Source organism: Comamonas piscis, from assembly GCF_014109725.1.
Taxonomy (GTDB): domain Bacteria; phylum Pseudomonadota; class Gammaproteobacteria; order Burkholderiales; family Burkholderiaceae_C; genus Comamonas; species Comamonas piscis.
In genome coordinates this window covers 1,435,216-1,447,763 of sequence record NZ_CP058554.1, presented here as the reverse complement: position 1 = coordinate 1,447,763, position 12,548 = coordinate 1,435,216, and the positions used below count along the sequence as shown (strand labels likewise).

At 64.9% G+C, this 12,548-nt stretch carries 15 protein-coding genes; 12 read left to right on the top strand and 3 right to left on the bottom strand.

Annotated features, from left to right (window positions below):
• Positions 1 to 7: 7 nt before the first annotated feature.
• Complete coding sequence (locus tag HS961_RS06440) at positions 8 to 1,063, bottom strand: porin (RefSeq protein ID WP_021025741.1); 1,056 nt, start codon at positions 1,061 to 1,063, stop codon at positions 8 to 10.
• Positions 1,064 to 1,386: 323 nt separating this feature from the next.
• On the opposite strand from HS961_RS06440, the gene coq7 reads away from it, so the two are divergent.
• Positions 1,387 to 2,007, top strand: a complete 621-nt coding sequence (gene coq7, locus HS961_RS06435) for a 2-polyprenyl-3-methyl-6-methoxy-1,4-benzoquinone monooxygenase (protein WP_182326921.1) — start codon at positions 1,387 to 1,389, stop codon at positions 2,005 to 2,007.
• A 126-nt stretch (positions 2,008 to 2,133) separates the two neighbouring features.
• On the opposite strand, the gene HS961_RS06430 is transcribed toward coq7, so the two are convergent.
• Positions 2,134 to 2,583 carry an OsmC family protein gene (locus HS961_RS06430; RefSeq protein WP_182326920.1) on the bottom strand — a complete coding sequence of 150 codons (450 nt, stop codon included), beginning with the start codon at positions 2,581 to 2,583 and terminating at the stop codon, positions 2,134 to 2,136.
• A gap of 470 nt (positions 2,584 to 3,053) precedes the next feature.
• On the opposite strand from HS961_RS06430, the gene ilvA reads away from it, so the two are divergent.
• From ilvA to HS961_RS06415, 3 genes are read left to right on the top strand one after another with little or no spacing between them, the layout of a single operon-like run.
• Positions 3,054 to 4,622, top strand: coding sequence for a threonine ammonia-lyase, biosynthetic (ilvA, locus tag HS961_RS06425; RefSeq protein WP_182326919.1), 1,569 nt, complete (start codon positions 3,054 to 3,056; stop codon positions 4,620 to 4,622).
• A gap of 32 nt (positions 4,623 to 4,654) precedes the next feature.
• Positions 4,655 to 5,491, top strand: coding sequence for an adenosylcobinamide-GDP ribazoletransferase (cobS, locus tag HS961_RS06420; protein WP_182326918.1), 837 nt, complete (start codon positions 4,655 to 4,657; stop codon positions 5,489 to 5,491).
• A complete protein-coding gene (locus tag HS961_RS06415) occupies positions 5,488 to 6,072 on the top strand; it encodes a histidine phosphatase family protein (RefSeq protein WP_182326917.1) in 585 nt (194 codons plus the stop codon). Before cobS ends, HS961_RS06415 begins: the two co-directional genes overlap by 4 nt.
• A gap of 38 nt (positions 6,073 to 6,110) precedes the next feature.
• Here HS961_RS06415 and HS961_RS06410 read toward each other — a convergent pair whose 3' ends face one another.
• Positions 6,111 to 6,707 (bottom strand): type II secretion system protein N, encoded by a 597-nt coding sequence (locus tag HS961_RS06410; protein ID WP_182326916.1) that lies wholly within the window; start codon positions 6,705 to 6,707, stop codon positions 6,111 to 6,113.
• Between the two features lie 62 nt (positions 6,708 to 6,769).
• Here HS961_RS06410 and gspG point away from each other — a divergent pair, with 62 nt between their 5' ends.
• From gspG to gspN, 8 genes are all read left to right on the top strand, one after another.
• Positions 6,770 to 7,228, top strand: a complete 459-nt coding sequence (gene gspG / locus HS961_RS06405; RefSeq protein ID WP_272956289.1) for a type II secretion system major pseudopilin GspG — start codon at positions 6,770 to 6,772, stop codon at positions 7,226 to 7,228.
• Positions 7,229 to 7,291: 63 nt separating this feature from the next.
• On the top strand, positions 7,292 to 7,741 hold the full coding sequence (locus HS961_RS06400; protein ID WP_182326915.1) for a pilus assembly FimT family protein: 450 nt from the start codon (positions 7,292 to 7,294) through the stop codon (positions 7,739 to 7,741).
• Between the two features lie 22 nt (positions 7,742 to 7,763).
• Positions 7,764 to 8,132 carry a type II secretion system minor pseudopilin GspI gene (gene gspI / locus HS961_RS06395; RefSeq protein ID WP_238347815.1) on the top strand — a complete coding sequence of 123 codons (369 nt, stop codon included), beginning with the start codon at positions 7,764 to 7,766 and terminating at the stop codon, positions 8,130 to 8,132.
• Complete coding sequence (locus tag HS961_RS06390; protein ID WP_182326913.1) at positions 8,132 to 8,839, top strand: prepilin-type N-terminal cleavage/methylation domain-containing protein; 708 nt, start codon at positions 8,132 to 8,134, stop codon at positions 8,837 to 8,839. The genes gspI and HS961_RS06390 overlap by 1 nt, the downstream gene beginning before the upstream one ends.
• Positions 8,836 to 9,828, top strand: coding sequence for a type II secretion system minor pseudopilin GspK (gene gspK, locus HS961_RS06385; RefSeq protein WP_182326912.1), 993 nt, complete (start codon positions 8,836 to 8,838; stop codon positions 9,826 to 9,828). Before HS961_RS06390 ends, gspK begins: the two co-directional genes overlap by 4 nt.
• An 87-nt stretch (positions 9,829 to 9,915) precedes the next feature.
• Positions 9,916 to 11,169 carry a type II secretion system protein GspL gene (gene gspL / locus HS961_RS06380; protein ID WP_182326911.1) on the top strand — a complete coding sequence of 418 codons (1,254 nt, stop codon included), beginning with the start codon at positions 9,916 to 9,918 and terminating at the stop codon, positions 11,167 to 11,169.
• Positions 11,166 to 11,720 carry a type II secretion system protein GspM gene (gene gspM / locus HS961_RS06375; RefSeq protein WP_182326910.1) on the top strand — a complete coding sequence of 185 codons (555 nt, stop codon included), beginning with the start codon at positions 11,166 to 11,168 and terminating at the stop codon, positions 11,718 to 11,720. Before gspL ends, gspM begins: the two co-directional genes overlap by 4 nt.
• A gap of 15 nt (positions 11,721 to 11,735) precedes the next feature.
• Complete coding sequence (gene gspN, locus HS961_RS06370; RefSeq protein WP_182326909.1) at positions 11,736 to 12,545, top strand: type II secretion system protein N; 810 nt, start codon at positions 11,736 to 11,738, stop codon at positions 12,543 to 12,545.
• Positions 12,546 to 12,548 lie beyond the last annotated feature (3 nt).

Below are 12,548 nucleotides of genomic sequence, written 5' to 3'. Positions count from 1 at the left end.
CCATTCATTAGAAAGCGTGACGCACACCAACGGTGATAGCGTTTTGGTTCTTGCCAGCACCAGCTGGATCGATACCCAGGCCATTAGCCGACAGGCTCATGGTTTCGCTCTTCTGGTTCTTCAGGAAAGCGTAGGTGCCGTACAGAGCGGTGCGCTTCGACAGGTTGTGGACATAGCCCAGCGACAGCTGGTGAGCCTTGCCTTCGATTTCCTTGTTGTCGTAGTAGTTGTAAGCCAGACGTGCTTCGCCAGCAGCGCCGACAGCAGCCGTTGCGCCCAGACCAGCGGACTGGAACTTAGCCTTGCTGCCACCACCCACTGGGGTGCTTTGCACTTGACGGATCAGACCCGACAGCTTGAAAGCGCCGAAGTTGTAAGCAGCGCCCAGACCCAGACCTTGAGCCTTTTCGAAGCTGGCGGTAGGATCGTTTTGCTGGTCGTAAGCAATACCGGCGCTCAGAGGGCCGTTGTTGTAACCAGCGGACACGCCGATGTAACGCTTAGCGGAGCTGTCACCAGCGGTTTCGCCGAAGCCGTAGTTCACGCCAGCGGTGAAGCCGGACATGTTAGGGGTGTAGTACGAAACCATGTTGCCAACGCGAACTGGGTCGCCGAAGCCGTAGGTGCCGTTGCCGAAGCTGAAGTTTTGGCCGATACCGACCTGGCCGAACACGTCGTAGCCAGACACGGTGTTGTAAGCTGCGGTCAGTTCGCGACCCAGACGCACTTCACCGAAGTTGCCCATCAGGGACACGGTGGAACGACGCTTGAACTCGAAGCCAGGACCTGCAGCGCCGCCGCCGGAAGCGGTACCGCTGTCGTTCTGGATTGCGCCTTCCAGCCAGAAACCAGCCTTCAGACCGCCGCCCAGATCTTCCACGCCGCGGAAGCCCAGACGGCTGGTGGCGTTACCGGAATTGGTCAGACCGTAGTTGCTTTCGCCACCGCTGGTCTTAGCGTAGGTCACGCCAGCATCAACGATACCGAACAGGGTCACGGAAGATTGAGCCATTGCGGCGCCGGAAGCGGCCAGCACTGCCAAGGCAACAAGAGATTTTTTCATTGCGAGTTACTCCAAGGTTTAACAGACGGCGCTGGTACGGGGGGGTTAATGTCAGCCTCACGGTTCTGCACAACTTCTACCTGCTCCCGCGCCAACCTCCTAGTGTGGAAGTTCTCTCTATTTCAACAGACCGCAGGCGGTTGCGCAAACAAATTCCCCCACATGAAGAGCTATTCGCTGCAAATCGTTGCTTGAGTGCAACGTTTAACGAATGTCAGCAGCCGTCCTATTTTTCGACAAAAATTTGCTGCAAAACAAGCCGTTTCAGAGGAGATTCGCCATGTTTGCAGCGGGGTGTATTCTACTGGTTAGCATGGCAATCTATGCAAGATCGACTCCTTAGCGCGGCAGATACCGCCCTGCGTACCCTGTTCGCAACGCCGCATGCGGCGCATCCCTCGCCGGCTACGGGCATCCCCGAGGCCGACCTCAGTGCGGAGGAGAAAAAACTTTCTGCTTCCTATATGCGCGTCAACCATGTGGGTGAGGTCTGCGCCCAGGCGCTCTACACCGCCCAAGCCATGGTGACCCGCGACGAGCAGCTGCGCGAACACCTGCTGGAGGCCGCGCAAGAAGAGATGGACCACTTGGCCTGGACGCACCAGCGCCTGCAAGACTTGGGTGAGCGCCCCAGCATCCTCAATCCACTGTGGTTTGCCGGCGCCTTCTTGATTGGCACCGTAGCCGCCAAGGTCAGCGACCGCGCCAGCCTAGGTTTTGTCGAAGAAACAGAAAACCAGGTCTCTTTGCATCTGCAGTCCCACCTGGAGCTGCTACCCGTGCATGATGCGCCGTCGCGCGCCGTCGTCAGCCAGATGAAAGCCGACGAAGAGCGCCACGCCGCCGCTGCGGTGGATGCAGGCGCCTTGCCCGTACCCCTGCCCGCCCGCATGCTGATGAAGATCGCCTCCAAGGTGATGACGGTGACTGCGCACCGTATATAGAGCTGCTGAATGTAAAGATAAGCAGAGGCACCTAAGGTATGGCATGCCTGCAGAAATCCAGCATGCAAAAACCGCCACGAAGGCGGTTACATGCGGCTATCGCAGCGTATCTAAACGGGAGCAGCTTTAGGCTTCCACCAAGTCAAACCCCGTCGTGATCTCCGCCGTTTTGCTCAGCATGATGCTGGCCGAGCAGTATTTCTCATGGCTCATCGCAATCGCGCGCTCCACTGCAGCGGCAGGGATGCCCTTGCCGGTGACGGTGAACTGCATATGGATCTTGGTGAAGACCTTGGGCTCGGTGTCGGCGCGCTCGGCTTTCAGGGCCACGGTGCAGTTCTTCACATCGTGGCGGCCGCGCTTGAGGATCAGCACCACGTCATAGGCGGTGCAGCCGCCGGTGCCGGCCAGCAGCAGCTCCATCGGGCGGGCGGCGAAGTTCTGGCCGCCGTTGGCTGGGTTGGCGGCATCGGGCGCGCCATCCATGGCCACCACATGGCCGCTGCCGGTTTCGGCCACAAAACCCATTCCCGAACGCGCGCCGCTGGCGCCTGTCCACGTTACCGTGCATTCCATTGCAACACTCCAAAAATCAGACGCTGCCAGTGTGGCAGATCTGCCCTGACCCCTGCCATTTGTTGCTGTCTATCAACAGCATTGGGGAAAAAAATGGTTGCGCACATTATTTTGCTGCATCGCAACAGAAACGTCGCTATACTCGGACTCATCTGCTGCTCCACAGCCTGGCCAAGCCAAACTAAGTGGATACCAGCATGCAAGTTGTCTCCTCCACCTCTCAAATGGTGGTTTCAAGCCCCTGATTCACATCAGGGGCTTTTTTTCTGCCCGGGCGCCGCCAATCTGCCCCTGGCCTGCTCCAGTGAGCGCCAGCGGTTATAGTGCAGCGATCTCCCCCATAGCCAGATGCTTGCCGCTCCCGCCCATGCCGCTACCCGCGCCTGCGCTGCGGGTCGGCGCATGGGCCAGGCGCCATCCGCATGCGCCATCTCCTTGTTGTTGCCTCTTTTCTCTAGCGTGCATCCCCTATGCCCTCCAAGACTGCAGCCGCGCTGACGCCGGCCGATTACCTGAAGAAAATCCTGACTGCGCGTGTCTATGACGTGGCCATTGAATCGGGCCTCGATCCTGCGAAGAACCTCAGCCGCCGCCTGCACAACAAGGTGCTGCTCAAGCGCGAAGACCAGCAGCCGGTGTTCAGCTTCAAGCTGCGCGGCGCCTACAACAAGATGGCCCACCTGACGGCCGAGCAGCTCAAGGCGGGCGTGATCTGTGCATCAGCTGGCAACCACGCACAAGGGGTGGCGCTGTCGGCCAACCGCCTGGGCACCCGCGCGGTGATCGTGATGCCAACCACCACGCCCCAGCTCAAGGTCGATGCGGTCAAGGGCCTGGGCGGCGAAGTGGTGCTGGCGGGCGAGAGCTTCAGCGATGCCTATGAGCACTCGCTCAAGCTGCAAAAGGAACAGAACCTCACCTTTGTCCACCCCTTTGACGACCCGGATGTGATCGCCGGCCAGGGCACCATTGCGATGGAGATCATGCGCCAGGTGCAGAAAATCGGCTCCTCCCAGCTCAATGCCGTGTTTGTCGCCATTGGCGGCGGCGGCCTGATTGCCGGCGTGGCCAACTACATCAAGGCGGTGCGGCCTGAGATCAAGGTCATCGGCGTGCAGATGAACGATTCGGACGCGATGATCCAATCCGCTCGCGAAGGCAAGCGCGTGGCGCTGAACGATGTGGGCCTGTTTGCCGATGGCACGGCGGTCAAGCTGGTGGGCGAAGAGACCTTCCGCGTGGCACACGGCCTGGTCGATGAATACATCACCGTCGATACCGATTCGGTCTGCGCCGCGATCAAGGACATCTTTGTCGACACCCGCTCCATCGTCGAGCCCTCGGGCGCGCTGGCCGTGGCCGGCATCAAGCAGTATGTCGCCAAGAACAAGACCAAGGGCGAGACCTATGCCGCCATCCTGAGCGGCGCCAACATGAACTTTGACCGCCTGCGCTTTGTCGCCGAGCGGGCCGATGTGGGCGAAGAAAAGGAAGCGCTGTTTGCCGTCACCATCCCGGAGGAGCGGGGCAGCTTCAAGCGCTTCTGCGAAGTCATCGGTAACCTGCCGGGTGGCGCGCGCAGCGTCACCGAGTTCAACTACCGCATCAGCGATGACCGCCGCGCCCATGTGTTTGTCGGCATCTCCACCAACAGCAAGGGCGAGTCGGAAAAGATCTGCCGCAACTTCCAAAAGAACGGCTTTGACGCGCTGGACCTGACCTTTGACGAGCTGGCCAAGGAGCATGTGCGCCATATGGTGGGCGGCCGCTCGCAGCTCGCGCAGGATGAGCGCCTGCTGCGCTTCATCTTCCCCGAGCGGCCCGGCGCGCTGTTCAAGTTCCTGAGCCTGATGGCCCCCAACTGGAACATCTCGCTGTTCCACTACCGCAACCAGGGCGCCGATTACGGCCGCATCCTCGTCGGCATGCAAGTGCCCCAGGAAGACTCGCAGGCCTTTGAGCAGTTCTTGAACAACCTGGGCTACCCCTGGGTCGAAGAGACGCAGAACCCGGCTTACCGCTTGTTCCTGCAGGCTTGAAGCCCAAAGGCGCCACCCGCACCGACCGCACCATGCAAGCCCTGCGCCATTTTTTGCTGGCAGTGCAGTTTTTCACCCGCATCCCCATCAGCGGCAAACTGGGCGACTGGGTGGGTTACAGCCCGGAGATGCTGCGCGCCAGCGCCGGCCACTTCCCGGGTGTCGGCTGGATCGTGGGCCTGGTCGCTGCCGGCGTGCTGGCCGCCAGCAGCTTGCTGCTGCCCGCTGGCAATGGCTACAGCCCCTTGGTGGCCGCTGTGCTCAGCACCTTGGCCACCGTGCTGCTCACCGGCTGCTTCCATGAAGACGGCCTGAGCGACGTGGTCGATGGGCTGGGCGGCAGCCACCAGCGTGAGCGCGCGCTGGAGATCATGAAGGATTCGCGCATCGGCGCTTATGGGGCCATGGCCATGGTCTTGGCCATCCTCAGCAAAACGGCGTTGATCGCACTACTCGCCAGCCACAGCCTGGCGCTGGCGATGGCGAGCCTGGTTGCCGCCCATGTCATCGCCCGGCTGTGGCCGATGTTTGTCGTGCGCAGTCTGCCCCATGTGGGTGACAGCGCCACGTCCAAAAGCAAGCCGCTGGCAGCATTTATCAGCCGCCAGGGCCTCGTCTGCTGCCTAGCCTGGTCCTTGCCCGCCGCCTTGCTGCTGGGCCTGACGCAAGGCTGGGTCGTCTTATTGTTGGCCCTGGTGCTCAGCGCCGCCGCCGCGCTGTGGATGCGCCAATGGCTGCAGCGCCGCCTGCAAGGCTTTACCGGCGATGGCTTGGGCGCTGCCGAGCAGGTCAGCGAGATGGGCTTTTACCTGGGCGCAGCGCTGTCGCTGGGCCCCATCGGCACATTGTTGGCCCAGGCGCTCGTATGAGCGCGCTGTGGCTGCAGCGCCATGCCCAGCCCCTGGTGGCGCCAGGCGTGTGCTATGGCCGCAGCAATATGGCCGCCGATGACAAGGCCACCGCCGCCGCTGCCATCGCGCTGCACGGCGCCTGGGGGGCAGAGCTGCTCAACATCGGCAAGCTATGGCATTCGCCGCTGCAACGCTGCACCCAACTGGCTGCGGTCTTACAGGCGCAGGCGCCAGGCTTTGATCTGACGGTGTGCGACGACCTGGCGGAAATGGATTTTGGCGCCTGGGAAGGCCAGCGCTGGAACGATATCGCCCGCGATGAGATACAGGCCTGGACGGCGGACTTCATGGGCTATGCACCGGGCGGCGGCGAATCGCTGGGCACGATGATGCGGCGTGTGGCGCGCGCGCTTGATGTTGCGCGCCAGCAGGCGCTGGAGACCGGCCAGCCCGTGCTCTGGATCAGCCATGCCGGTGTGGCCCAGTGTGCGCATTGGCTGCTGACCCGGGGCGACAGAGTGCCGTTGGCCAAGGATTGGCCGTCGGTCAAACTCGCCTACGGGGACTGGCTCCGGCTACCGCTGCTCAGCAACAACTGAACAAACCTTTACGTAAATCTTTAGCGGGGCCTGCGCGCTCAGTCGCGCAGCGAACCGGTGCTGCGGTCCACATTGACAGCAGTGTCTGCCACTGGCGCAGACGCCGGCGTGGGCACAGGTACAGCGCCCTGCACTTGCGGTGCGGCTGGGCTCGCGGGGGCTGGGCCTGCAACCGCATCAATAGGTCGCAGCGCAGGCAGCGCAATGCTCATCGCAGCCGGGCCATCCACGCCAGCGCCCAGGGTCACGGCGCGGGGTGCATCGCTGCGCAGCGACTGCAGCACCAGGCCATCGGCAACCACTGCGCCTACACGGAACACCTTGGCAGGCTGGTCATCCACCGCAATGACGGCCGCGCCACCACCGCTGTTCTTGCCGGCCATAACACCCAGCAAACGCCAGCGGGTCGCTGCAGCCGGGGCTGCGGCGGGCGCGCCATCTTGCACGCCAAACAGGCGTGCCATGGCAGTACCATCGACCTGCACGGCAGCCGGGCCACCTGCTTGCGGGACGGCCAGCACCTGGCGCGGTGCCGACAGCTTGAGCCCCCAGAACACCGCCAATGCCGCAGCGCCAGCCCATAAAAAGCCGGCCGCCAGCCGAGGAGACCAGGGGTTGCGCGATAGTGTCACCATTCGCAGATTATGATGCACCCAGATGTCAGTTTCATCACTTTGACCCCCTTTGACTTGAGAGCATGATGTTTTCCTTACGCCCGCAGTCGGCTGCCCGCCGCATACAAGCCAACATCCAGCGCGGCTTTACCTTGATCGAGCTGATGGTGGTGCTGGTCATCATCGGCGTGCTGGCCGCGCTGATTGTGCCCAATGTCATCGGCGCTGCTGATGAAGCCCGCGTGACGGCCGCGCGCACCGATATCACCAATATCGGCGGCGCCCTCAAGCGCTACCGCCTGGACAACCAGCGCTACCCCACCGCCGAACAAGGCCTGGCCGCGCTGATCAACCGCCCCAGCAGCGGCCCCGCGCCGATGAACTGGAAGCCCTACCTGGAAAAGCTGCCCAATGACCCCTGGGGCCATCCTTACCAGTACCTGAACCCGGGCGTTAAAGGCGAGGTCGATGTGATGAGCTTTGGTGCGGATGGCCAGGCCGGCGGTGAAGGCAATAACGCCGACATCGGCAGCTGGCAATAAGCGGCAATAAGCCCGCTTTACTGCTGCTTTCTGCCTTTTCCCGCTGCTCCGCCTTCAGGCCCCATGCCTCGCGCCCTTGCCCCCACCGCCCAGCCGCGCCGCCAGCGCGGCTTTACCTTGATGGAGCTGCTGGTCGTCATCACCCTGATGGCGCTGGCCAGCGCCGGCGTGGTGTTTGCGATGGGCGACAACAGCCAGGACCAGCTCCAGCGCGAAGGCCAGCGCCTGGCCGCGCAGCTGGAGGCCGCCCGGGCCCAGTCCCGCGCCAGTGGCCAGCCGGTGCGCTGGCGTGCCGACAGCCAGGGTTTTGTCATTGAAGGCCTGCAAGGCGGCTCCCGCCAGGGCGCCTGGCTGCATCCGCCGGTGGCAGTGCGCAGCAGTGGCGATATCATCCTCGGGCCAGAGGCGCTGATCGGCCCCCAGACGGTGGTACTCGCCTACCCCAACCGCAACGCGAACAGCATTGCCGTGGCCACCGATGGTGTGCGCCCGTTTGCCTTGCAAGCGCCCTGAACCTCTTCTCCACCCGCCTCGCGTGCCCAGCAAGCCCTCCCCCCATTCCGGTTTCACTTTGATCGAGGTGCTGGTCGCGCTCGCCATCGTCGCCATTGCGCTGCTCGCGGGTGGCAAGGCGATGAACGCGCTGACCCAGACGGCGGGCCGCCAAAGCGATGTGATGCTCGCGCAGATCTGTGCCGAGAACCAGCTGATTGCCGCCCGCCTCTCTCAACAACTGCCCGGCCTGGGCAACACCAGTGTGGCCTGCGAGCAGGCGGGCCGCATGTTTGATGTGCGCGTGGGCGTGTTTGCCACGCCCAACCCGGATTTCCGCCGCATCGATGCCCATGTGTTCTCCGGCGGCGCGCCCTTGCTGCGCCTCAGCACCATCGTGGGGAGGTACTGATGCCGCGTCGCCCAGCTTTTAGCCCGCAGCGCATCCAGGGCTTTACCTTGATCGAGCTGCTGATCGCCATCTCCATCCTGGCGGTGATGACACTTGCCAGTTGGCGCGGCATCGACGGCATGGTGCGCGCCCAGCAGCAAGCCCAGGCGTACAGCGAAGAGGTGATGGTGGTGCAGGCGGCGCTGTCGCAGTGGAACACGGACCTGAACGCCATCGAGCGCGTGGCCGCCACCACCCCGGTGGACTGGGATGGCCGCGTGCTGCGGCTCACCCGCCGCAGCAGCGATATCAACGAACAAGGCCTGCGCGTGGTCAGCTGGGCCCAGCGCAGCCTGGGCAACCGCGACTACTGGGTGCGCTGGCAGTCCGCCCCCGTGCGTGATCTGCAACAGTGGCAGCAGGCCTGGGAGATGGCGGCCCACGCCGTCACCAATAGCGCGCTGACCAACACCAACGCCGATGGCGGCCCGCAGCAGACCGTGCTGATGCCCATCAGCGGCTGGCAGCTGCTGTATTTCCGGGGCAACAGCTGGAGCAACCCGCTGTCCAGCCAGGGCGCCAATCCCCAGACCGATGCCAACAACCCCACCACGGTGGCGCTGCCCGATGGCATCCGCCTGCGCCTGGAGCTGCCCGCACCGGGCGCGCTGTCGGGCGTCATCACCAACGACTGGGTCAACCCCATCATGTCGGGCAACAAATCATGAAGCCGCTCCGCCTACCCCGCAGCGGCCAGCGTGGCGCCGCCTTGCTGGCCGCCATGCTCACCGTCACCCTGGTGGCCACGATTGCCGCCAGCGCCGTCTGGCAGCAATGGCGCAATCTGGAGGTTGAAGGCGCAGAGCGCACCCGCGTGCAGGCCGCCTGGCTGCTGCTGGGTGGGCTGGATTTCTCCCGCCAGGTGCTGCGCCAGGATGCGCGCGTCGGTGGCCCCGATTCACTGTCCGAGCCCTGGTCCGTGCCGCTGGCCGAAGCGCGCCTGTCCACCTTTTTGCAGGCCTCCAACAACCAGAGCAATGCCGACGACAGCAGCATCGATGCCGCCCAGGCCTTTTTGTCGGGCGCCATTGTCGATGCCCAGGCGCGGCTCAATATCCGCAACCTGGTCTCCAACGGCCAGATCAACCCCGTGGCGCTGCGCCAGTTCCAGCGCCTGTTTGAGCGCCTGGGCCTGCCCAGCGCCGAGCTGACCGTCCTCAGCCAACAAGCGCAGGCCGCACTGCGCACCGAGGGCAAGGCCGCCAATGCACCGCTGCTGCCCCGCACCTACAAAGAGCTGGCCTGGTGGGGCCTGTCGCCCGGCACGCTGGCCCGGTTGGAGCCCTATATGGTCTTGCTGCCCCAGGAGAGCAAGGTCAACATCAACACCGCATCGGCGACCGTCATTTGGGCAGCGGTCGAGGGCCTGGACTTTGCCACCGCCCAACAAATTGCACAGCTGCGCCTGAGCAGAGCCTTTGATGATGTGGCCGATCTGCAGAAACGCTTCCCCAACAGTACGGCGCTCAGCAATGCCAACGCGCTGCTCGATGTCAAATCGATTTATTTCGAGGTCTGGGCGCGTCTGCGCTTTGACGACCTGGTGGTGCAGGAGAAATCCCTGGTCTACCGCCAGGGCCTGAATGTAACGACGGTGGTGCGCGAGCGTGGTGCTGCGCTGGCCGCCAGCCTGATGGGAGACGGCGCCGCCAACTAGGCGGCTGTGCCCTCACAAGAACATGATGACAAACGTATTGCAGTTCGGTGAAGCCGACACCTCTACAATGCAGCGCACAACACGCCCATGAGTACCTTACTGATTTCACTGCCGCTGGCCCCCGGGCCGGACACAGCGCCCAGCGCGGCCGGGAGCTACAGCTACGCCCTGTCTCCGGATGGCGTGGCCATCAGCCAGCAAGGCAGCACCAGCGCTGGCCTGCTGCCCCAACCGGGCCGCACTGGCGAGGTGGTGGCAGTGGTGCCGGCTGCGATGCTGTCTTGGCAGCGGGTCAGCCTGCCCCAGGGCGTGGGCCCCGGCTCGCCCCGGCTGCGTGCGGTACTCGAAGGCCTGTTGGAAGAGCGCCTGCTCGACGACCCCGCCCAATTGCACTTTGCCTTGCAGCCCGATACCCGCGCCGCCGGCCAGGGCGAACCCATCTGGGTCGCCTGTTGCCCGCGCCAGTGGCTGCGTGACCACCTGCAGGCGCTGGAATCGGCCGGCCGCGCGGTGGCCCGCGTCGTGCCCAGCCATGCGCCGGGCGAGCCTTCGCCCGATGGTGCACAGATCCTCATCACCGGTAGCCCTGAGCTAGCGCAAGCCCTGGTCTACGGTAGCGATGGCGCCGATGCGGTGCTGGTGCTGCCGGTCACCCGCGAAAGCGCAGCGCTGCTGCCGCCGCTGGGGCCCGACAGCATCGTCCATGCCGAACCCGCCGTGGTCAGCACCGCCGAGCACTGGCTGCAGCGTCCGGTACAGCTCTACAGCCCCGCCCAAACCCTGCGCGACGCTGCCCGCAGCGATTGGGACCTGGCCCAGCTGGAATTTGCCAACAGCGGGCGCAACCGCCTGCAACGGCGCCTGGGCAGCGGCCTCAATGATGTGCTCCATGCCCCGGCATGGCGCCCTGCGCGCTGGGCCGTGCTGGCCCTGGTGGTACTCACCATCGTGGGCGCCAATATCTGGGCCTGGCAAGAGCGCCACCAGCTGCAGGCCAAGGCCGCGCTGGTGCGCAGCAGCCTGACCACTGCCTTCCCCAACGTGCAGGTCGTCGTCGATGCCCCCGTGCAGATGGCGCGCGAAGTCGCCAACCTGCGCCTGGCATCAGGCGGGCTGGCGCCTACCGATGCCGAGCCCCTGCTGGCCGCTGCAGGCCAGGCGCTGTCCAGCCTGCCCGCCGGCACGGTGCCCAGCACGGTCGAATACAGCGGCGGCGAGCTGCGCCTGCGCGGCCTGCCCACCGATGGCTTTGAGGCCTTCAGCCAGAAACTGCAGGCCCAGGGCTTGCAGGCCCAGATGCAAAACGACCAATGGGTCATCCGCGCACAGGCCCAGCCATGAAGAAAAACAACTCCCGTCCGGCGGCATCTGCCACGGCCACCTCCAGCGCCGCCTACCTGCTGCGCCAACGCTGGCGCGCGCTCGATGCGCGTGAGCGCCGGGGCGTCAGCCTGGCCACCGGCATCGTATTCATCGCGCTGTTGTGGTGGCTGGCGATTGCGCCGGTGCTGCAAACCTGGCGCAGCGCGCCTGCGGCGCACGCCCAGCTCGACCAGCAACTCGCCCGCATGCAGGCCTTGCAGGCCGAAGCGCGCCAGCTGCAATCCGCCACCAAGGTCAGCACCGCGCAAGCGCGCCAGCAGCTCGAAGCTTCGCTGACCCAGCAACTGGGCACCACCGCCAAGCTGGCGGTGCTCGGCGAGCGCGTCACCGTCACTTTGAGCCGCGCCTCGGCCGCCTCCACCCAGCGCTGGCTGGGCCAGGTGCGCGCCAATGCGCATGCGATTGCGTCTGAGCTGCGCCTGACCCGCGACGAACCGGCGAAGGGCGCGGCGCCTACCGCCGCACCCACCTGGTCGGGCAATATCGTTTTGCAGTTGCCTGCACAGTAAGCGCAGCACCCCCCGATGGCCCTGCAACGCACTTCACCCCCATTGCCCAGCAGCGGCGCCCGTGCGCCCTGGCGCTGGGCGGTGCTGGGTGCCTGCACCGGCGGCCTGGCGGCCCTGGTGCTGTTTGCACCGGCGCACTGGTTGGCCCAAGGCTTGGCCTGGGCCAGCCAGGGCCAGCTGCAGCTGCGCGAGCCGCGCGGCACCGTCTGGAACGGCTCGGCCCAATGGGTATTTACCGGCGGCCAGGCCAGCCGCGACCAGATGGCCCTGCCCGGCCGCGTGGACTGGGCGCTGCGCCCGGGCCTGCGCGGCCTCAACATGCGCTGGAACGCCAGCTGCTGCATGGCCACGCCGATGCCCATCCGCATCCAGCCCCACTGGGGCGGTGCCAGCATAGAACTGGCCACGCATGAGAGCCGCTGGCCGGCATCACTGCTGGTGGGCCTGGGCACGCCCTGGAACACCATCCAGCCCCAAGGCCAGCTGCTGCTCAAAACCCGTGGTCTGTCGCTGGCGCTGAATGCCGGGCGCCTGCAGGTGCAGGGCGGCGCGGACCTGGATGTCATGGCGGTGACCTCGCGCCTGTCCACCATCCAGCCGCTGGGCAGCTACCGGCTGCAACTGCAAGGCGGTGACAGCACCGGCCTGCAACTGTCGACCTTGGATGGCGCACTCCAGCTCAAAGGCCAAGGCCAATGGGTGGGCCAGCGCCTGCGTTTTCAGGGAGAAGCCTGGGCCGCCGAAGGGCGTGAGGCCGCTCTCGCAAATCTATTGACTATGATTGGGCAGCGCAGCGGAAGCCGCGTGTTGCTCTCGGTTGGTTGAACA